The 21,477-nt window shown below is 49.8% G+C and carries 19 protein-coding genes; 5 read left to right on the forward strand and 14 right to left on the reverse strand.

Features of this window, described 5'->3' with window-relative positions:
- Window positions 1–393, reverse strand: coding sequence for an RteC domain-containing protein (locus KTR06_RS06865; protein WP_217290109.1), 393 nt, complete (start codon window positions 391–393; stop codon window positions 1–3).
- On the opposite strand from KTR06_RS06865, the gene KTR06_RS06870 reads away from it, so the two are divergent.
- Window positions 379–579 carry a hypothetical protein gene (locus KTR06_RS06870; RefSeq protein WP_217290110.1) on the forward strand — a complete coding sequence of 67 codons (201 nt, stop codon included), beginning with the start codon at window positions 379–381 and terminating at the stop codon, window positions 577–579. The two genes, KTR06_RS06865 and KTR06_RS06870, sit on opposite strands and share 15 nt — an antisense overlap.
- Window positions 580–694: 115 nt before the next feature.
- Here the strand turns inward: KTR06_RS06870 and KTR06_RS06875 are convergent, their stop codons facing one another.
- From KTR06_RS06875 to KTR06_RS06935, 13 genes are all read right to left on the reverse strand, one after another.
- Window positions 695–1,552 (reverse strand): helix-turn-helix transcriptional regulator, encoded by an 858-nt coding sequence (locus KTR06_RS06875; RefSeq protein ID WP_217290111.1) that lies wholly within the window; start codon window positions 1,550–1,552, stop codon window positions 695–697.
- A gap of 119 nt (window positions 1,553–1,671) precedes the next feature.
- Entirely contained in the window at window positions 1,672–2,193 is a 522-nt protein-coding gene (locus KTR06_RS06880) for a hypothetical protein (protein ID WP_217290150.1), read from the reverse strand.
- A gap of 170 nt (window positions 2,194–2,363) precedes the next feature.
- On the reverse strand, window positions 2,364–3,389 hold the full coding sequence (locus tag KTR06_RS06885) for a hypothetical protein (RefSeq protein ID WP_254306400.1): 1,026 nt from the start codon (window positions 3,387–3,389) through the stop codon (window positions 2,364–2,366).
- Between the two features lie 65 nt (window positions 3,390–3,454).
- Window positions 3,455–4,537 (reverse strand): hypothetical protein, encoded by a 1,083-nt coding sequence (locus tag KTR06_RS06890; RefSeq protein WP_217290112.1) that lies wholly within the window; start codon window positions 4,535–4,537, stop codon window positions 3,455–3,457.
- A gap of 45 nt (window positions 4,538–4,582) precedes the next feature.
- Window positions 4,583–4,966: a hypothetical protein gene (locus KTR06_RS06895; RefSeq protein ID WP_254306401.1), complete on the reverse strand. Its 384-nt coding sequence runs from the start codon at window positions 4,964–4,966 to the stop codon at window positions 4,583–4,585.
- Between the two features lie 94 nt (window positions 4,967–5,060).
- Window positions 5,061–5,789 (reverse strand): hypothetical protein, encoded by a 729-nt coding sequence (locus tag KTR06_RS06900; RefSeq protein WP_217290114.1) that lies wholly within the window; start codon window positions 5,787–5,789, stop codon window positions 5,061–5,063.
- A gap of 69 nt (window positions 5,790–5,858) precedes the next feature.
- Window positions 5,859–6,221, reverse strand: coding sequence for a hypothetical protein (locus KTR06_RS06905; protein ID WP_217290115.1), 363 nt, complete (start codon window positions 6,219–6,221; stop codon window positions 5,859–5,861).
- Between the two features lie 680 nt (window positions 6,222–6,901).
- On the reverse strand, window positions 6,902–7,321 hold the full coding sequence (locus tag KTR06_RS06910) for an NTF2 fold immunity protein (RefSeq protein WP_217290116.1): 420 nt from the start codon (window positions 7,319–7,321) through the stop codon (window positions 6,902–6,904).
- A 49-nt stretch (window positions 7,322–7,370) separates the two neighbouring features.
- A complete protein-coding gene (locus tag KTR06_RS06915; RefSeq protein ID WP_147346651.1) occupies window positions 7,371–7,790 on the reverse strand; it encodes a hypothetical protein in 420 nt (139 codons plus the stop codon).
- A 12-nt stretch (window positions 7,791–7,802) separates the two neighbouring features.
- A complete protein-coding gene (locus tag KTR06_RS06920; RefSeq protein ID WP_117858198.1) occupies window positions 7,803–8,348 on the reverse strand; it encodes an SMI1/KNR4 family protein in 546 nt (181 codons plus the stop codon).
- Between the two features lie 114 nt (window positions 8,349–8,462).
- Entirely contained in the window at window positions 8,463–9,569 is a 1,107-nt protein-coding gene (locus tag KTR06_RS06925; protein ID WP_217290117.1) for a site-specific integrase, read from the reverse strand.
- Between the two features lie 96 nt (window positions 9,570–9,665).
- On the reverse strand, window positions 9,666–10,277 hold the full coding sequence (locus KTR06_RS06930; RefSeq protein WP_217290118.1) for a TetR/AcrR family transcriptional regulator: 612 nt from the start codon (window positions 10,275–10,277) through the stop codon (window positions 9,666–9,668).
- A 468-nt stretch (window positions 10,278–10,745) separates the two neighbouring features.
- Window positions 10,746–11,396 carry a hypothetical protein gene (locus tag KTR06_RS06935; RefSeq protein ID WP_217290119.1) on the reverse strand — a complete coding sequence of 217 codons (651 nt, stop codon included), beginning with the start codon at window positions 11,394–11,396 and terminating at the stop codon, window positions 10,746–10,748.
- Between the two features lie 269 nt (window positions 11,397–11,665).
- On the opposite strand from KTR06_RS06935, the gene KTR06_RS06940 reads away from it, so the two are divergent.
- From KTR06_RS06940 to KTR06_RS06955, 4 genes are all read left to right on the forward strand, one after another.
- Window positions 11,666–13,006 (forward strand): DUF3945 domain-containing protein, encoded by a 1,341-nt coding sequence (locus tag KTR06_RS06940; protein ID WP_217290120.1) that lies wholly within the window; start codon window positions 11,666–11,668, stop codon window positions 13,004–13,006.
- A gap of 27 nt (window positions 13,007–13,033) precedes the next feature.
- Window positions 13,034–15,139: a type IA DNA topoisomerase gene (topB, locus tag KTR06_RS06945; RefSeq protein WP_217290121.1), complete on the forward strand. Its 2,106-nt coding sequence runs from the start codon at window positions 13,034–13,036 to the stop codon at window positions 15,137–15,139.
- 142 nt (window positions 15,140–15,281) lie between these two features.
- Window positions 15,282–15,746 (forward strand): DUF1896 domain-containing protein, encoded by a 465-nt coding sequence (locus tag KTR06_RS06950; RefSeq protein WP_217290122.1) that lies wholly within the window; start codon window positions 15,282–15,284, stop codon window positions 15,744–15,746.
- Window positions 15,736–21,438, forward strand: coding sequence for an N-6 DNA methylase (locus tag KTR06_RS06955; protein ID WP_217290123.1), 5,703 nt, complete (start codon window positions 15,736–15,738; stop codon window positions 21,436–21,438). The genes KTR06_RS06950 and KTR06_RS06955 overlap by 11 nt, the downstream gene beginning before the upstream one ends.
- The last annotated feature ends 39 nt before the right edge of the window (window positions 21,439–21,477 follow it).

Raw genomic sequence — 21,477 nt, forward strand, 5'->3', positions numbered from 1 at the left:
CTACTTGTTCCGCCGGTATTGCTTCTCGTCGTCCGTGTCCATCTTCCGCAGCAGGACTTCCCGGAGCCGGTCGATGAAATAGGTGCGGTCGTCGCCTTTCCGACGCCGCATCCGGGCATAGTAGCTCGATACGTTCTTCACGTCCACGCCGAAAGTCTGGCAAACATGTGCTGTCAGGTCTTTCAGCGAGATTTCCCCGTTGTTGAACAGCTTCAGTTCGTGGCAGGCATAGAGCAGTTCAATAAGATGGATGGCATCGTCAGTCCACAGCACGGGAGGCCCGTCGCCGGGCGGACGGGCTTCTCCGTTTCCGGAACCCGTCCGTCTTTTTTCCATCCGTTCCATCGTGTTTTCCACATACATGATAGCTCCCACCACATGGCAGTAGCACACCAGATGGCTCTGCCCGTTGTTGTGGTAGCGTTCCCGCAGGACGGTCAGCCGGAACTTCGTGTATTGGAGATGGAGGAACACGCAGGTGTGGTTGCCGTGTTCCTCATGCAGATGGCTGAGGTGGCGTATGAAATCGTCACTTGCCTCGTTCAGCCTTTCGGTATCGCAATCCCCCTGTTCCAGTAAAAGCAGGTAGGGGCACAGGTAAAATACATCCATTTGAAACTATTTTATCGGTTATGAACGGCAAAAATAGCGGTGTACATGGATGTGGCAGTTCCGTTTTTCGCCGGAAATGCCGTCATTCCCCCAAATAAAACTTCCGCCGTTCCTCGCACAGCTCGTCGTACAGCTCCTTGTGCAGCTCGCTGGGGCTTTGCTTCATCTGTCCCGTGCAGAATTCCCAGAAACGGTTGGCGGACTCGAAACCGTTCTTCTCGGCTATCTCCCTGAGCGGGCGGTCGTAGTGGTATTTCAAGTCCCGCCGTATCTGTCCGATGCGTTGCTCCCGCAACCATTTGTTGGCGGACTGGCGGTATATCTTGCTGAATTTCTCGCGGAAGGTCGATGCGCTCATGCAGAGCATCCCCGCCAGTTCCTCCACGCTGTTCGTGCGGTAGCTGTAGCGGTTCACCTTCAGCCGGAACACGGCGGCATACAGGGGCTTCAGCCGTTTCTCGGCATATTGCAGCTCCGCTTCGGTGAGCGGTGTGGGCTGGTGGCTCACCTGCTTGCGCCGCTCCACGAAAAAGTAGTCGCACACCTCGTTGCACATATTATACAGGGGACGTGGGATGCGGGTCTGGTACAGCACGTCGCACAGGTAGAGCATCTCCGGCGTGCGGCAGGCTTTCCGCCATGGCTCCACCAGTCCGTGCAGCAGCCGGTTCTGCACCTCCGTGTCTTCCGACAGGGCGAGCAGCATCAGCAGCGGGCGGCATCCGGGAGCCGACACCTCCGGCAGCGCGGGCTTTCCTGTCAGCAGGTCAAGGAGGTGGTGGCATAAGTTTGTGTCTTGCGCATAGGGTTCCAATACAAGGTAACGCTTTGGGGTACGGGCTTTCAGCAGCCCTCTCACTTCTCCGCACAGGGCGGCGGTGGTCTGTTCCAAGCCTGCCGGGACGGTGGCGGACAACTGTTCGATGAAGTCTGTTTTCATAAGCGGCATGTTTTTTATAGTTCGATGAATCCACAAAGATAACCGGTCGCACGTGCCCGGTTGTTCCGATTTCCGCCGGAAATGCCGCACGGTAGGGAAAATTGTGTTCACGGCAAATATTATTTCACTATTTCCATAAGCAACAGATAGAAAGTCGCCAACTGGACAACGAGGGAAACGACATAGATGCCGTAGTAGAGCAGATACCTTTTCTCTTTTTCGAAATTGGCGAAATACTTCTCGTATTTGTCGTTCTTGAATAAGAATATTTCATTGACATAATATCCGCATATCCCGAAGACTACGAGTAATGGATAAAAAATGATGTCGTTTTCCAAAATAATACGCACTAATTGTACACTTAGTATCTTGGAGCAGACAAGGCAGACAAGACTGAATATCCAAAAGCTGATGGTGATTGGGGTGCTAAGTGCCAAATCGCTGAGATAGGCATCGACACCTCCTTTATCGGGTTCATTTATTTGCTTATTAATCGAAATGCACCGATTTATATAGCCGTTTTTCCATTTCGAGAAACTTAGCCAATAGAAAGGATTTAGCATCCTGTTGAAAATGAAGAACAGCAGCTTATAAGTGCAGTAATAATTGATATTGTAATATTTCTCCAATAATTTCATCATGCTTAATAAATAATGATGCATCCTTTTTCCACCTTGTTTTACGATTCCAAGCCAAATATCCAGTAACACGCCAGCAAGTACAGAATGAGAAACACGATAAATCATACTCGAAAAAAGTGTCATTGATGACAGTTTTTCCGAATAGGGCATTCGCCATTATCTCTATATACCTAATTGTCATGAAAACAATTCAGCGAATCGTTATCAGCATTTCTTTCCTTTTCTCTTATTCCTTCTATCTCCTTATAAGTATCGTCCACGACTTGACGGGACACCCCGTTCAGTTTCTTCGCATGTTCCTGAACAATAGAACCTATTTCATGACAAATCCAAGCGGCGGCAATCAGTACCGCGAATACCATCAATATATTCTTTATCGGTTTGTAGCGCAGCAGATACCCCAAGAAAGCGAACAGGATATACGCGACGTATATACATATAGTGTTGAGAGTTCTGCCGAAATATTCTTTTTGATGGCGTTGCAGTTCGGTGGAGGTTTTCCATGCGGTGATGGCGTGTCGGTACAATTCCGTATGAGCTATGAACATCAGACTGTCTTCGCTGGCAGCGGGATGAGCGGCATATTGATAGGCAACGCCCATTGTTTCCAACTGGTAGCTGTCGTAGGCTGCCGATGCCAAGGTGTCCGGCAGCATGGAGAGCAACAGTCCGCACGTGTCCACATCGGCCTCAAAAGATGCCTTGAGGGAATCTATCCGGGCGATAAGTTTCGCTTTGGGCATCACCATGGGCATATCGTACAGTATTTTTTCTGGGTCGATGCGGAACGTGTCTGCCAGCTCTTGGGGATAGGTCTGCTTTATCTCGACTGCTTTCACGGCGTATGCGGCCTTGGTTTCGGGGCGTACAAACCAGTCGTAGTAATAGGTCATGGCCGATAAGGGTAAGACAAGAACCAGACCGATGGCCGTATTGCGGAAAAAGCCCGTCCATTTTTCGTCGCTCATTGCCCAGAAGCTCAGGAAAGCCGCGACGCTCAGACTGTATGGAATGAGGGCAGTAAATGCTGCCATCCCCAATTGCAAACAAAAGGCCAATGCCTCCGAGGTGGCTAAGTCATAAAATGTGCCCTTATCTACTTCCTTAATTACAAGTACCGTGAAGCCACATACCAAAACGATGGCAAGAATGATAACAAAATATATACTAAGTTTCTTCAAATACTTCATATTCATTTTACTGATTAATGGGATGCAGCTTGCCGCCGTTAGGCGGAACAGGTGCTTGTTACCCACGTAATTTATTCTTTGTTTTTTCGATTTATTTGTATATTACTTATTTCTGATTTTCCGCCAAAACAATGTAATTCTTCCACATTTGGATTATCTAATACTGCATATACAGATTCTTTTGTCATACTTTTAATGCCTGACATATATACTTTTCTCAATTTTTTAGCATTTACAAGACTTGTAATATCAACCAACTTGTTTAGGTCATCAATATAAACTTCCGTCAAATTGTTTAGATTGGATAAGTTTGGTATCTTAGTAATATTGGCCAACCAAATCAACTCAAGCCTTTCAAGTCCCGTGAGTGTACTAACAAATGAAATATCATCCAATTTAGATATTCTAAAAAGTCTTAGTTGGCGCAAAGTCCTAAAATCACTCAAAACCGTCAAGTCTATTTTTGAACCGTCACACCACCAAATGGACAAGTCATTAATAGGCGTTTGTTTTAAGAAAGACAAATCCTTGTTCTTGACAGCCCTTAATTCCAACTTTTTCAATTGACTTAGTCCTACAATAGATTCAAGATTCTTATCTAATTTCCCGAGAAAGAGGGATTGGAGATTTTTGAAACGCAAAAGCCATTGACAATCAAACACAGGTTTGCCATTCTTCAAAACCGCATCTATATACAGATGCTCTAACCGGCTTGACAGCGTTTTGATAAAAGAAAAATCCCTTAAATTATAAATATCTAATATTAACGATTTTAGATTTGACAAACGTGAAAGAATCGATAAGTCAGTATTCTTATATTCAAATCTGCCTATTTCGATATTTTGTACATCAGGAACAAATCGTAGGAAATCCAGATTCCAACCATTGAAATCATCCTCATATCCAGAAGTTTTATCAGCCCCTCCATATACACGAAAAGAAATATCAGGACGTGATATAAATATGCGATTCAATTTTTCGAGAACTGTATCAGGAATATAATCGCTTATTTGAACTCTCTTTATAAGTTTCTCCTTGATTATTTGCTGAATTACGGATTCTGTCACATCTTCTACCATGTAACCATCTTCGGGATGTGTTGGAATCCTTCCAAAACTGCGAGGAGTAAATATTTCGATTTGTGTTCTAAACATATCTTTACTACGTGGGTAATGGTTAGAAAGGAGCATCGTCAGATGCTATCTTTCGTTGTTACCGATATTTTTCCTTAATGTCTTACGGATAAAGTTATCCAAACCTTTGGAGTTATAGAATTTCCATGATGAATATGCTATCATATTACCTTCCGGATTTTGAGATACACTCCAATAATTCATACATTCTTTATCCACATATTCCTTAATTCTGATAATTTCTTCCAGCGATAAACTGCTTAATTGAACAAAATACTCGCCGGAATAATCTTTGTTGATAACTGATGTACTATCAACAGACTTGTTCATGTGTGTGATACAAGCATAAAGGGCATATCCTTTTGCTTCTTCAAGCCGTTCTCTATATGCAACCTTTTGCGTTGTACAACTTACGGTTACATAAAGTATGCACACTATTGTTATTATCATTTGTATATGCTTCATTTTATAACTTTATTCGTTATCGTTAATGGTTCAGCAAGGAACGGCTTGCCGTTACCTTGCGTTGTTAGCTGTATTTTAGTCAAAAGTCATGTAACACAAACAGACTTTTAACAAGATAATTTTCTACTGTCCATACGGCATAATATCCACCTGCACCGTCACTGTTCTGTGTGCTGATGAACAGAGTGTTTCCATTACCCAATGCTACGACAACATTGTTTTGGTTCGGTTCGTATAGATGCGTTATATATGCTGTTGGAAATTCCAATATCCCGGCAGGGTACTTGACGGTGATAGATTCATATTCTTTATTTGGAATATTATTATCTATACCTATTAAATCAGAACAACCGTCAATGCTCCGAACAAAACCTGTGTCCAAATCATAAACAATGGAGTGTCGTTGGAGATTAAAATCTCGGAAACCTATTTCTACGGTTAATGTGTCGTTGGCATATACAAGATAATTATCCGTACTTTGCGGCTGTTTCTTTAACTGTGGCAAATCTGGTAAATAACAGATGCGGCTTTTATGGATTTCTCCTATATGGGTATTTCCATTCGGATAAGTTTTGGTTATACCCGTTTCGGCTCCATATTCTACGCTATGCCATTTTTTATGGTTCTTTTGTGCATCCCAATCGACAAACACATGATTATCCAATAATTTGTCTATTACTGTTCCATTTGTGTCACGTACATTTGTATATCCGTCCGCATCCTGAATGACACCGAAGAAACGCTGTTGTTGTGCTTGTATAGGCAAACAAAACAGAAATGCCAGTATGTAGAAAATAATCATTTTCATGCTTATATTACAGCTAATGGCTAAGCGGGGAACGTTATTAAACGTTATCACGCTTTGTTAGTCACGTTATTATTCTTGTTTATCTATAAAATCATAAAACTCATCCAAACCATATCTGGCTAAAGCATTATCTAACCATTCCTGATAACTGTCGGGGATTTCTTCACGTTCAGGATGTCCAAGCCAATACATTTCACCATATCGAGCAAGCATTGCCCAGTAATAAAAGGGTTCGTGAGCAAAGATAGAAACAGCAATAGTACTTTCTATTGGATGTTGAATCGGATAAAAATTTTTAACCAATTGCTGTGCATTCTCTATGGTAGTATTTCCATATATAGATATGCACTCTACCAAAAGTTCGCAAAACACTTTGTAATGAAAGATGGCTATTTCTTTTTCATCTTCTACTACTATTATATCTTTATTCATATTGCTTTAATTTATAAGTTATTTCAAGTTGTGACTAATGGTTAGCAGGGAACGGCTTGCCGTTATCCTGCGTTGTTAGCGAAATATTACTTGAAATTTTTTATCATATTTAGTTATAAATCAATTTGCATATACCTATTCCTACCAAGAACACCAATAGAGGAGAACAATATATCATCCATGCTGGGATTATCTTGTTCCACATGTTACCTTTGTATTTCGAAAGTATAGCGGCTGTCCTTTTGCGAGTATATCGCAAAAAGAATGCGATAAAGCACAACATACCTGCACCCACAAATATACTTTGTATCTGAATGGGAGTGAAGTTCTCTAATGAAAACCAATCATCTGTCAGTACTTTGTTAAAGAAGATACTGAAAAAGAAAAATATTATCATAGAAACCATGCCCAATAAGAGGCAGGCACTGAGACGTGCAGCTTCATTATGTTTTCGATAAACCACATATAACCGATAATACAGGTAGTCAAAAAAATAATACTTGTATTTTCCCCCTTCTCGCATCAGATTGTTTCGTGCGAAATGACTTATTGTTTCTTTTCTGTATCTCATCTTTCTGAAATTTTCGCTAATGGTTTGGTGAGGAACAGCGTTCAGCTGTTATCTCGACCTTGTTAATAATAGAGTTTATTATAGTAAACATCAAAGTTGGTTGTTTGACTTATAAATAATCAACACTCCATTTATCCTCACTTAAGAATTTCCTTTTTTTACTATCTATCAAATACTTATTATTTTTTTTGACGACAATATACTGTAGATATTCGTCATCAGTTCGTGTTGTCACAAAAAATTTATTTTTCCTGCTTTCTTGTATATCTATTATTTTTTCCTTATTTGGATCATAGTCATAACTTCCTTCAAGTCCCCATGACAAAGCATTCGGGCGGCTCATTTTTCGTTCCTTGTCTGTACAATATTTACTAATGATAGAAGCAACCATTTGCTTTATCTTATGCTCTGTTTCGTCCAATTCTAACTGGTCTTCGTCAAACTCGTTACAATACTTCTCCCATTCATTCATTTCTGAAATAAAATCTATAACAAGTTCTTCAAGTATTTTTTTCGTAATATCGTCCATACTTTAATTATCTTTATTATTAATGGGGTAGCAGGGAACGGCTTGTCCGTTATCCTGCTTCGTTATCGCTATTTATAAATTTGAGAAATATTTGTTCTTGCCTACAAAAGAAATCTTTATTCGCATTATATGATTTTTTTAGATATTCGGCAGCCTTAGTGTATTCCTTCAATTGGAAGTACACTTTACCTCTTAAAAAGTCCATTGCATATTGAGGTGATTTAGGGGAAATTTTATCCAATTCGCACAACCATGTTTCTATTTCTTCCGAAATGTTCAGTTGTACAAGTTCATTGATAATTCTAACTATTATGATTTTGCTGTTTCTTTCGTTGTACTTATTACTATCTGTTGCCACCCACATATCTTTTAACTGTTGTACGAATGGCAAATGGTCTATACTTTCTCTTTTATCTGACATATCTATAAAGTTCAATATATCAAATAACTGTTGTCCTATATTCTTCATATTATCCATGTTTTATATTTTGACAATTACGTTTCCAAATCCTGCGCAATTAGCAAGCCCACGAATAAAATCTTCAAAACTTACTGCAAGCATAGTAATTTTATAATTGTTTTCTTGGTCTACATGAACAACACTCGGCTCACCTGCCAAACAGCATTTACGATAATCTAAAAATATCATATCATGTCCGGCAGAAGGAGTGGTACATATTGCAATGCCAATAGTAGGATAGCCCCATTCTTCTATCCAAAAACGATTTCCCATTTCTCCACAAAGAGAATATGGTTTGTTTTTATCAACGCCCATAATTCCGCTAATAGCAATATGATTATCAGCCCAGCAAGTTGGAACTGATGTCGGGAAACAAGTGTTAATCGGCATACCCCCATTGTGTTGTTGTACCAACGCAATATATGACTGAGGTAATTTATATCCCAATTCATTTTCCACTTCTTCCAATTGCTCATTAGTAGGGGTAGTACCAACATAGTATTTCTGCGCATACTCACTATCATTCCAAAAGGACATATCGAAATCTTCAAAAAAAGTTTTGTTCATATCTGTTCATTACTTTAATTAGCGATAATGTATTAATAAATGCACCCTTAGGTGTAAAATATTTCGATAACCGACACCCGGCAGGTGTGTTTCCTAATCTCTAATAGCTGTACCCTACGAATCATCCAGCGAATCAAGCGGATTGGGGATCTTGGCTTTGTGCGCACTCGACACATGAAGATATATGGCAGTGGTCTTTATATCGTTGTGCCCGAGCAGTTCTTGTATCGTATGCAAGTCTGTCCCTTGCTCCAAAAGGTGGGTGGCAAAGGAGTGGCGGAGCATGTGTACATGTACCCGGTGCTTGATGCCCGCACGCATGGCGGCTTCTTTCAGCACTTTCACCAATGCGCTTGCCGAGTACGGCTGTCCGGGCGTTTCGCCCTCAAACAGCCATTTCTTCGGGCGGTATTCACGGAAGTACCGCCGCAGCTCTTCCAGCAGCTTGGGCGAAAGCAGCGAGTAGCGGCATTTCTTGCCCTTGCCCATGACGCGCACGGACATCGTTTCACTGTTGATGTCTTTTGGTGTGAGGTTCAGCAATTCACTACGCCGCAATCCGGCTGAATAAACCAAGGAAATCATGCAGTGATGCTTGATGTTGGACAGTTGGTCGAGGATGCGTTTTATCTCGTTCTTGCTCAATACTTCCGGGACGGTCTTGTATTCTTTGGCTCGTGTGATGCCGCCGTAATACTGCCGTTTCCCGCCTTTCACCTGCTCGTAGTAGAACTTGATGGCGTTGATGCGCATATTCTGCTGTGAAACAGAAATTTTCTTTTCGTTTACAAGATAAAGAATGTACCTGTTGATGTCCGCCACTTTCAGGCGGTCGATGTTGCGCCCTTTGTGGTACTCCACGAAGTCGCTGAAATAAGCCCGGTAGGTCTTTATGGTGGATGGGCTGTAGCGTTTCTGTTCCAGCAGTTCCAGATAGCCTTCCGGCAGCGTGTATTCCCTCTTGGGTCTGGGATGCCGCACATATACCCGGCTGTAATCAATGTAGGCATGGGGAGAGTAGCGGTCGTAGAAATCCGACAGCTTGAAAACGGCAGCCGCCATGCAAGCGGAATCCTTGCCGGTCATTTCCACGCCTGTATCCTGGGCAAGCAGCAGGGGGATTGCCCCGTTTCCTGCATACTCTATCCGGACATAATCCACACCATCCTTTTCTTCCTTGTGAAGAACGATGCTTCCTCTTTGCCTCTGAGCCTTGTCCATGTCGTCGAATTTTGCTTCATGGCTTCAAAGGTAGTGAAAAAACGGTATATTTTGAACAATCGTTCAAAATATGGAAGTTAAAAAGACTAAACGGCGTCAGGCTTTAAGCAGGGAATAGATATAGCGGAAGTTTTTCTCCAGTTCGTCCACGTCCAGACCGTTCAGGAACGCCTGTTCGTAGGACAGTCCGAGAAAAATCTGCCGGAACAGGGTTGCCGCCTTCTGCACGTCCGTGTCGCTCCTGATTTCTCCGCTCTCTTTCGCCTTCCGTATGACTTTCTCCCAAAGTTCATAGTCCAGTTGGAAAATCCGCTCGATTTTTTGCCTGATGTCCGGATAGTACATGCGCACTTGCGAGAGAAAATGGAAGTAATAGGAATTAAGGCTGCAATCATGCGGGCTGTGGTTATCGCCAATCAGTTCGAGAATCCTTTTCATGGAAGCGGCTACTCCCGCCACGTATTGCCCGATAAATTCCGCCAACGTATCGGCGGGAGCGGCAAACTTGTTGTCCGGCTTGTGTATTTGCAGCACATACTTGTCCACCACAGCCATGAACAAGTCCAGCTTGTGCGGAAAATAATAGACGATGCCCGTCTTGGTCAGTCCGCAGGCTCTGGCAAGCGTGATGATGCTTGCCTTCTCATAGTTCATCCTGACAAATACCCCGAATGCCCTGTCAATGATTTCTTCCCGGTTGGTTATCATGCTGATGCGTAGGTTTATGTTTTTTGGTCAGCGAAGATAAGGAAATATTGTGTTTATGGCAAGCATTTGGCGCAAAACGATTAGATGAAGTGCAGCCAATGACCTCAATTTTCTCATAGACGGGCAACTTACGATGTTCTGAATTATATCGGACTCACGTTAGTCAATTGAAAAATAGGTTATTGCTATAACTAAAAAGATGACAACAACAATACTCCCCAATGCTATAAAGAGATAGTTGGGATAATGAAACTCAAGGTCCATATAAGGTATATGTTTTCGTTTTACATATTTACTCCATAGCCAAATAATATATTTGCCTATACTTCCCAGTCCTACAATATCAATCATTATTATCGTTTTTTGAAAATTCATTCCATATACTGCTTACATAGTCCATATCGTTCCGAAATTTTTGATTTTCCTTATTACAAAGGCTTCGAGTTTCATCATCTTATCTGCCATCAATCATTCCTGTTTCAGGAAATCAAGGTCGAAAAAGTAGTCCTTTTTATTTCGGGGATTGACATAAATGATTCCGCTTTTATGCAAGGCAAGAAAAACGCCCAAACTGCACTTGTCCATCAGTATGGGTTCGCTGAAAAACTGCGTCCGTTTACCCTTGTAATCCAAGATTGCTTTTACGATGCAATAGCAGCGTTCATAAGAAAACGGTTCATACATCCGGTCTGGATTCATAAGTGCTTCGCTGGCATTCGTACTCTGGCTGCGCCATGATTGGTAGGGCAAATCCGGTTCATCCAGTGAAGCAGGCGCATGTAAACGTGTTTTTAACGAATAAGCAGGAATGTCCATCCGGGTATAATGGACGGTTCGTTTGTTTTCGGAAATTTTGCAACTGTTCAAATCCACTTCCAACGCAACGCCTTTGGAACGGAGCCATTCCTTGTGTTTCTTTTTGTTGTCTTCTTCCCGCCTTTGGCTTCTCCGCATATTCCAGTACATAATGGCAAACGGAATCACCGCAAGGCTTCCGGTTACCAACATATAGCCGTATTTCCCCATATCCAAGAATATATAGGTTTGAATTATCAACAGAAACTCTATGGCTATTCCGATGTAGGAAAGGCATCCTAAAATATTGCTTTTAATGTTCATGGCCGTATCTTATTGCTAATGGTAAATAACCTGCCCGGTATTCAGCACACCGTCAGGCACATATCTAATCCCACTGCCCCAAAGATACGAAAAGAATCGGAAGGGCAAACCGGGTGGTCGGATGTTTTTTCAAAAGAAGCGGGCGGACACTTCACGCCACCCCATAGCCACTTGCCTCCCGTCCGCCGATTTCCCATTGCCCGGCAAGGCAGCCCGTTTACTTTCGTGCCGCAATCAATTTATTGTTTCACGATTTAATTCATTTGTATATGGACAACCTCAAGGACATGAAAGACGAAGTGCTGGTAATGACCAACGCTTCCGACGGCAACAAGCCCCATGTGGTAGAGCGCATCGAACAGGACGGCTCATTGAAGACCCAGCCGCTGGCAAAGGCCAAGCCCGACGGCGATTTCCTGAAAATCGACCGCAGCGAATCCATCCTCGAAGCCTTCTTCTCCAATTTCAAACGGCAGTTTGACAACCCGTCCGACTTCCGTTTCTACCACATCCCGGCGGAACTGCTTGCCGCCGCCAAGGATATGGCGGACTTGTTCCGCAAGCCGGAAGAGAACGCGGCCATGATTGACGGGTACAGGTTAGACCCGGAACAGCACGTGCGGAAACAGGACTTGCGGCAGGCTCCCGCCACCGAAGAACCCGCCCCGCAGCAATCCACGAAATGGAGCATGGAACAGGTGGACTGGCAGCAGCTCGCACGCATGGGCATCACGCCCGAATCGTTGGGCGAAATCGGTACGGCACGCCTGCTCAACGGGCATGAATCTGCCGTGCTTGACATCCGCACCAACTTCGAGGGCATCAGCTTTGAAACACCGGCCTGCATCCGGCTGGTGGAATCGCCCGACGGGAAACCCGTGCTCAACATCGAGTGCTGCAAACGGTATCCGGATTTGAAGGAGTACATGGGGACGGAACTGCCCCAAGAAGTGCAGGACAACCTGCTGAAAACGAACAACGCCGGACGAACCATTGACATCCGCCAACCTGACGGTACGGTGGAGTCCTGTCTTCTGTCCTTCAACCCCAAGACCAACCGCCTGCACCACCTTCCCATGCAGGATATGAAGCAGGTGCGCGAAATCAACGGGGTCGCGCTGACCGAAGACCAGGGACTACGGCTGATGAACGGCGAGTCCGTACTGGTCGAGGGCATGTGGTCTGAGCGAAGGCAGAAACATTACGACGCACGCCTCCAGTACAACGTCTGCAAGGGCGGCTTCGATTACGACTTCCGGGGGCTGAACCGCAAGGTGGAGCAGGGGCAGAGCCAGAGCGGACAGCGCGAAATCATCATCCCGCAGAAGCTGAAAGGGGTGGAACTGAGCCAGGAACAGAAAGATGCGTTGAAAGCAGGCAAGGCGGCGTATGTCAAGGGCATGTCCGACGGTGGCGGGGGCACGTTCAATGCCTACGTGCGCCCCAACTACGAGAAGATGAAGTTCGACTTCTTCCGCTGGAATCCCGACAAGAGCAAGAAGCAGTCGCAGGGACAGACTGGCGGGCAGCCGAAACAATCCGCGCAGACGGCGTCCCAGAACCGCCGTATCCGGAAGTCGGAGAAAAAGGGAGTCGGTGCATCACTCTAATTACTTACCTATAATATATAAGTGTATATGAAGAATGTTATCATCGCAGAAAAGCCGTCGGTGGCGCAAAGCATCGCGGCGATTGTAGGAGCCGGACAGCGGAAGGACGGCTATCTGGAAGGCAACGGCTGTGCCGTAACATGGGCTTTCGGGCATCTGGTCGGGCTGGCCATGCCCGAAGCCTACGGGTTTGCCGGTTTCCGGCAGGAGAACCTGCCCATACTGCCAGCCCAATTCACGCTCATCCCCCGCCAGAAGCGTGAGGGGAAGGAATACAAGGACGACCCCGGCGTAGTGCGCCAGTTGAACATCATCAAAGGACTGTTTGAGGGTGGCGACCGCATCATCGTGGCGACTGATGCCGGACGCGAAGGGGAGCTGATATTCAGATATATCTACCATTATTTAGGCTGCACCAAACCGTTTGTCCGCCTGTGGATAAGCAGCCTGACCGACAAGGCCATCCGCGAAGGGATGGAACGGTTGCTGCCGGGCAGCAATTATGATAATCTCTATCTTTCCGCCAAGGCACGCAGCGAAGCGGACTGGCTCATCGGCATCAACGGCTCGCAGGCGCTCAGCCTTGCCGCCGGGCGGGGCGTGTTCTCGCTCGGACGGGTACAGACACCCACATTGGCCATGATTTGCTCCCGTTATCTGGAGAACAAGTCGTTTGCCCCGAAGAAGTACATGCAGATACGCATCACGGTGGAGAAGGATGGCATTGCGTTCCATGCCACAGCGGAACAGCGTTACGAGGACAAGACCGCCGCAGACAGTGCGTTGGGCGAAATGAAAGCGTGCGGCACGCTCCGCATAACAGCACTTGCCCGGCGGGAGGTCAAAGAAGAACCTCCGCTGCTCTATGACCTGACCGCCCTTCAGCGGGATGCCAACACCCGGCTGGACTTCTCCGCCGACCGCACGCTCTCCCTTGCGCAAAGCCTGTACGAGAAAAAGGTGCTGAGCTATCCGCGCACCGGCAGCCGGTACATTTCCGAAGACGTGTTCGACGAAATCCCCTCGCGCATCGCCCTCTTGCGGCAACATCCGCGTTTCGGGCAGTATGCCGCGTCGCTTTCCGGCGCACCGCTCAACCGCCGCAGCGTGGACGGAGGGAAAGTGACCGACCACCATGCGCTGATTGTAACCGAAAACCTGCCCTCCGGCCTTTCCAAAGACGAACAGGCCATCTACGACATGGTCGCCGCCCGCCTGCTCGAAGCCTTTTCCGCCCCCTGCATCAAGGAGGTGACGGAAATCCATGCGGCGGTGGGCAGCAGCGAAGCGCAGGCCAAAGGCACGGTGGTCAAGTCCGCCGGATGGCGTGCCGTGCGCGGCGAAAAGGAAGAGGACGACGGCGGGGGTATGGCACTCCCAAATCTGGAACAGGACGAGACGCTCCCGATAAAGGCACTCGAAGCGGTAGAGCGGCAGACCAAACCCAAGCCGCTGCACACCGAAAGCTCGCTGCTCTCGGCGATGGAGCATTGCGGTCGGGAGATTGACGATGAGCAGCTACGGGCAAGCATCCGCGAGACGGGCATCGGAACCCCTGCCACCCGTGCTGCCGTCATCGAAACGCTGTTCGCACGCGGTTATATCCAGAGGGAGAAGAAAAGCCTCGTGCCCACCGACAAAGGCATGGCGGTCTATGAAACGGTAAAGGAGAAGAAGATTGCCAATGTGGAAATGACTGCTGCATGGGAGGACACGCTGGCACGCATCGAATCGGGCGAAGCCGACGCAGCCGCCTTCCGGCGCGACATCGAGGCATATACCGCACAGATTGTGACCGAACTGTTGGAAACCAAAGTGTCCGTAGCGCCTTCGGAAAGCGAATACCCGTGTCCCAAATGCCGGAACAGCCGGGTGCTGTTCTTCCCCAAGGTCGTCAAATGCGCCGATGTGGACTGTGGCTTTACCCTCTTCCGTAACAAGGGCGGCAAGGAACTGTCGGACAAACAGCTTGCCGAACTCCTGACCAAAGGCAGAACCGGTGTTATCAAAGGTTTCAAAAGCAGGGAGGGCAAGGCTTTCGATGCTTCATTGGTATTGCGCCCTGACTTCTCCGTGGGCTACGAGTTTGCCGACAAGAAACCATCCAAAGGCAAATCTGCCAAGCGGAAATAAACCCTCTTGCATCAACCCGGACTTGATGCAGGATAAGGCCGTACTTGATGTGCCATGAAGTCCGGCTTGATGGTACATCAGGTACGGCTTCATCCTATACCGGTATAAAATGTATTTTGTAACACGAATAAAAAGAAAAATCATGAATCCGAACAAACCGAACATCCCGGCTCCGGCAGTTGAGCCGGACGAACTGTCCTATTACCGTCTTACCCTGTTGTCCTACCTCCGCGAATCGCATCCCGAACTGGCGACGGACGAGGCTTTCATCCGTGCGCGTGCCGACCTTGCCGCCGAAGCATTCAGCAATGCTGTCCAGTCGGGCATGGATTATGACGAAGCCGTCAGACAAGCGGACGAGGTGCTGTTTAACGGGTTGCACTTTTCCCGGCTCGACACGCTCATCACCGTGCTGTGGAACGAGTTTGCCGACGAAGTGCCCGCAGGTCGCGCCCGCGAGGTAGCTCTCCAGCTCCTGCCCGAATGCGGCAGGGTGTTCAGCGGTTACGACCTGAGCGACGGTTTTGAGTTTACCCCCGACTTCGACCGGCTGTGCGGGGAACTGGCCGGTGTAATCTCAATCTGGCTCGAAGAAAATGGCATATAACAAGAAGGCACATCTTAGGGACAACATCGAGGCCATCCGCCTGATGTTCCGTCTGGAACGGGAGAGGCGTGCCGCCACACCGGAGGAGCAGACGGTATTGGCCGCCTACACCGGCTTCGGGGGCATCAAGGCGGTGCTGTCCCCTTTCGGCAAGCTCACCGACATCCTCCGCTGGACGCAGAGCGACCGCGAACTCTTTCCCCTTGTGTCGGAACTGCATGGCGTGCTCCGCGAGGGGGCGACGGATGAACGGGAATACAAACGGCTGGTGGACAGTGTGAAGGCATCCACCTTTACCGCGTTCTATACACCGCCGGAAATCATTAGTGCCGTCGCTTTCTCGTTGGAGGAGCACGGTGTGTCGCCGCACCGCTTCCTCGACCCGTCATCGGGCACGGGCAATTTCCTCTCTGCTTTCCAGCCGCATTTCTACAACGCCACCGCCGTGTCCGAAGCCACCGCGTATGAAAAGGACTTGCTCACGGGGCGCATCCTCCGGCAGCTTCAGCCCGGTACGGATGTCCGCGTGCAAGGGTTCGAGGAACTTCCCCCGCAGGACAACGGACGGTTCGATGTGACGGCAAGCAACATCCCTTTCGGCGACATCCGGGTATTTGACCCGTCGATGGACGATGGTTCGGCACGGCGTTTCGCGCTCGGTTCCCTGCACAACTATTTCTTCGTCAAGGGGCTGGATGCCGTGCGCGAGGGCGGCATCGTGGCTTTCATCACCTCGCAAGGGGTGATGAACTCCGCGATGGGCACTCCCGTGCGCCAATATCTGATGGAAAGGGCGCGGCTCCTGTCCGCCATCCGCCTGCCCAACAATCTCTTTACCGACTATGCCGGTACGGAGGTGGGCAGCGACCTCATTGTGTTGCAGAAGGACACGGCATCCGGAAGGGAATACACCGGCCTTGAAAAAGCCTTCGTGGAAGTCAGCACGCAGGCCGACGGCACGACCCAGAATGAATACTTTGAGCGTACCGCCGCCATTGTTCATACGCGCGGCCATGTGGGAACCGACCCTTACGGCAAACCGGCACGCGTCTTCCTGCATGACGGGGGCATGGATGCCATCGCCGCAGACCTGAAATGGATGCTGGACAAGAACCTGTCGGAAAACCTCGACCTTGACCTTTATCTCCGCTTCTCGCCGGTGCGTGAGTTGCGCGAACTGGCGGAAGTACGGGCGGAAAGTCTTCAGGAACGCATTGCACAGGTGCGGGCGTTATCCAAGCCGGAACAGCGGCGTGTCGCGACGGAAACGCCGGAGGCGGTTGTGGAAGAACCGCCCATTGTCCGCTCTGAACCGGAGAAACCCGTCACGCAGGAGCCACTGATGTCCCTGTATGACCTTTTCGGCTTCACACAGGAGGAACGGCAGGCGTTCAGCACCGGACGGAAGCCCAAGCGGAAGAAGAAGCAGGAGACCCCGCAGCTCTCCCTGTTCGACATTGTGGAACCGCTCAGCGGCCAGTCCGTACCCGGAAAAGGGGATGCCATTGCCGCATCGCCCGCAGAAAAGCCTGCCCGGACTGCACAGCCCGAACCGGCAGCCGCACCCCAAGCCCCGTCGGAAGAAGAACTCCGGGAACGGGAGCGCCGCCGGGCGGAGGAAGAGGCCGCACGGCAGGAGCGCATGAAGCCACGCCCCTTCACCGGTGAAAGGCTGGAGCACTACCGGAACGGCTCACTGGTGAATATGGACGGGCAGATTGGCTACCTCTCCGACATGGATAGAATCCCCGTGTTCCATCCGCTGGAACTGCCTGCCCGCCAGCAGCAGCGTGCCGCATCCTACATTGAACTTCGCGACACTTACCACCGCCTGTACAACGACGAAGCGGAACACCGGCAGGAGAACGGGGAACTGCGTGCGGGCCTGAACGGGCTGTACGACGGCTTTGTCCGTCAGTTCGGCAACCTGAACGACAAGAAGAACATCGACCTGTTCCGCATGGATGCCGATAACCGGGAAATCCTCGCCTTGGAGCGTTACACCGACGGCAAGGCGGTCAAGGCAGACATCTTCGACCATCCCGTATCGTACAACGTGAACGAGATTACCCACACCGACGATGTGCACGAGGCATTGGCGGCCTCGCTCAACAAGTACGGCGAGGCAGACATGGAATATATGGAATCGCTCACCGACAAACCGCAGGCACAATTGCTGGAGGAACTGCGCGGCAGGGTGTTCTACAACCCGCTGGCAAAGCGTTTCGAGATTGCCGACCGCTTCATCGCGGGCAATGTCGTGGCAAAGGCGGAGTATGTCGAAGAATACTTGCGGACGCATCCCGACGATGCCGAATCGCGCGTTTCGCTTGAAGCATTGCGTAAGGCGGCACCGGTACCCATTCCTTTTGAGGAGCTGGACTTCAACTTCGGCGAACGCTGGATACCGGCTGCCGTGTACAGCCGCTATGCCTCATGGCTGTTCGACACCGACGTGTCCGTCCGCTACAACGCCAGCGCGGACGAGTACAATATCCGTGCCTCCGAACTCAGCCCGCGTATCTATAACCAGTACGCAGTCCGTTCCGAAACGCGCCTGTTCAACGGCGTGGCCCTCATGCGCCACGCCATCCACAACACCACGCCCAACATCACCAAGACCGTCACGGACAAGGACGGCAAGGATATCAAGGTGCGCGACCCCGAAGCCACGCAACTGGCCAACAGCAAGATTGACGAGATACGTGAAGGCTTCTCCGACTGGCTTATGGGGCAGTCGCCGGAGTTCAAGAAGAAGCTGGAGGACATGTACAACCGCAAGTTCAACTGCTTCGTGCGCCCCAAGTTCGACGGCAGCCACCAGACCTTTCCTGACCTTGACTTGAAAGGGTTGGGCATCAAGGATTTGTATCCATCTCAGAAAGACTGTATCTGGATGCTGAAGATGAACGGCGGCGGCATCGCTGACCATGAGGTGGGTGGCGGCAAGACGCTGATAATGTGCGTCGCCGCCTACGAGATGAAGCGGCTCGGACTGGCGCACAAGCCGCTCATCACCGGTCTGAAGGCGAACATCCACGAGATTGCGCAGACCTTCCGCACCGCCTATCCCCATGCCAAGATTCTCTATCCGGGCAAGGAGGACTTCACGCCCGACCGCCGCGTGGAAATCTTCAACCAGATGAAGAACAACGATTGGGACGCCATCATCCTCTCGCACGAGCAGTTCGGCATGATACCGCAGTCGCCCGAAATCCAGCGCGACATCTTGCAGCAGGAACTGGACAGCGTGGAGGAAAACTTGGAAGTCTTGCACCAGTTAGGCAGTGAGGTAACCAATGCCCAACTCAAGGGCGCGGAAAAGCGCAAGATGAACTTGGAAGTCAAGCTTAAGGAGCTGACGCACGAGATAGAAACCCGCAAGGATGATGTGGCGGACTTCAAGCGCATGGGCATCGACCACATCTTTGTCGATGAGAGCCACCGCTTCAAGAACCTCATGTTCACCACGCGCCACGACCGTGTGGCGGGGCTGGGCAACTCGGAGGGCAGCCAGCGTGCGCTCAACATGCTCTTTGCCATCCGCACCATCCAGCAGCGCACCGGCAAGGACTTGGGAGCCACATTCCTGTCGGGGACGACCATCAGCAACTCACTGACCGAGCTGTACCTCCTGTTCAAATACCTGCGCCCCAACGAACTGGAGCGGCAGGGCATCCGCTCCTTCGACGCATGGGCGGCGGTGTTCGCACGCAAGTCCATCGACTACGAGTTCTCCGTGACCAACGAGATTGTGCAGAAGGAACGCTTCCGCTATTTCATCAAGGTGCCCGAACTCGCCTCGTTCTATTCCGAGATTACCGACTTCCGCACGGCGGAGGACATCGGCATCGACCGCCCGAAGAAGAACGAGATACTGCACAACATCGCGCCCACGCCCGACCAGCAGGAGTTCATCGCCAGGCTCATGGAGTTCGCCAAGACCGGCAACGCCACCGTATTGGGCCGTCCGCCGCTGACCGAGAAGGAAGAAAAGGCCAAGATGCTCATCGCCACCGACTATGCCCGCAAGATGTCGCTTGACATGCGGCTCATCGACCCGCTGAAATATGACGACGACCGCGACAACAAGGCGACCCACTGCGCCGACATGATTGCGCAGTATTACAACCGATACGCCGAGCATAAGGGCACGCAGTTCGTGTTCAGCGACTTGGGCACGTACAAGCCCGACCAGTGGAACCCGTACAGCGAAATCAAGCGCAAACTGGTCGAAGACCACGGCATCCCCGAAGACGAGATACGCTTCATTCAGGAAGCCAAGACCGAGAAGAAGCGCAAGGCGATGATTGAGGCGATGAACGAGGGGCGCATCCGTGTGCTGTTCGGCTCCACCGAAATGTTGGGCACGGGTGTCAATGCGCAGAAAAGGTGTGTGGCCATCCATCACTTGGACGCACCGTGGCGCCCAAGCGACCTCCAGCAGCGCGACGGGCGCGGCATCCGCAAGGGCAACGAGGTGGCGAAGCTCTATGCCGATAACAAGGTCGATGTCATCATCTATGCGGTGGAGAAGTCATTGGACAGCTACAAGTTCAACCTGCTCCACAACAAGCAGCTTTTCATCACCCAGCTCAAGCAGAACCGCATGGGCAGCCGCACCATCGACGAGGGCAGCATGGACGAGAAGGGGGGCATGAACTACTCCGAGTATGTGGCCATCCTCTCCGGCAACACCGACCTTTTGGACAAGGCGCGTCTGGAAAAGAAGATTGCCGGACTGGAGGGCGAGCGCAAGGCGTTCCAGCGCGGCAAGGGCGATTCGCGCATCCGGTTGGAGACCCTGTTGGCCAACCAAGCCTCCAACAGCGACATCATCGCGAGGGCGCGGCAGGACATGGCCGACTTCGAGAGCCGCGTGCAGTACGACAAGGATGGCAAGAAGCTCAACCCGCTGAAGATTGACGGGGTAACGGGCAGCGACCCCAAAGTCATTGCCGCCCGGCTGCACGAGATAGAGGACAAGGAGCGCACGCACGGCCAGCCGGTTCCCATCGGCTCCCTCTACGGCTTCGAAATCGTGGTCAAGACCGACACCACCGTCAAGGAGGGATTGGACTTCTGCGAGAACCGCTTCTTCGTGCGCGGCGCGGGCAAACTCCTGTACAATTACAACAACGGACGCTTGGCAGCCGACCCGCAGACCGCCTGCCGGAACTTCATCAACGCTTTCGACAGCATCCCCCGCCTGATTGAGAAATACACGCGGGACAATGCTGACATTGAAAAGGAAATTCCCGTCCTGAAGCAGGTCGTGGATGAAACATGGAAAAAAGAGGATGAGTTGAAGCAACTCAAGGCCGAGCTTGCCACGCTTGACCGCAAGATATTGCTCTCCTTGAAATCCGTCGATGCGCAGGAGGCCAACACTGAAGGGGTAACGGAAATCCGGCCGGAGCCGCAAGCTCCATCGGTGGCGCAACCCGCCCCCTCAATGCCCGGCGACCCTGCCGTCCCGGCAGCATCCGAACCATACGTCCACCGTATGCCCGACTACATGGCACATGCGGCGGAGCGCAAACCGCCGGTGCTGTCAGCCATGCCCAAGACCATCAGCATCAAGGAGCTGATGAGCGCGGGCAAGGAAAAGGTCGTAATCGGCGGCATCCCCCAACCGGAAGACGGCACGGAGAAGCCGCAGGAAAAACCGAAATGGAGGATGAAGCTGTGAGCGGGGTACACTTAATGAAAAACTTGGCAACTACATATA

The sequence above is a fragment of the Bacteroides sp. MSK.20.12 genome (assembly GCF_019052435.1).
Classification (GTDB): domain Bacteria; phylum Bacteroidota; class Bacteroidia; order Bacteroidales; family Bacteroidaceae; genus Bacteroides; species Bacteroides xylanisolvens.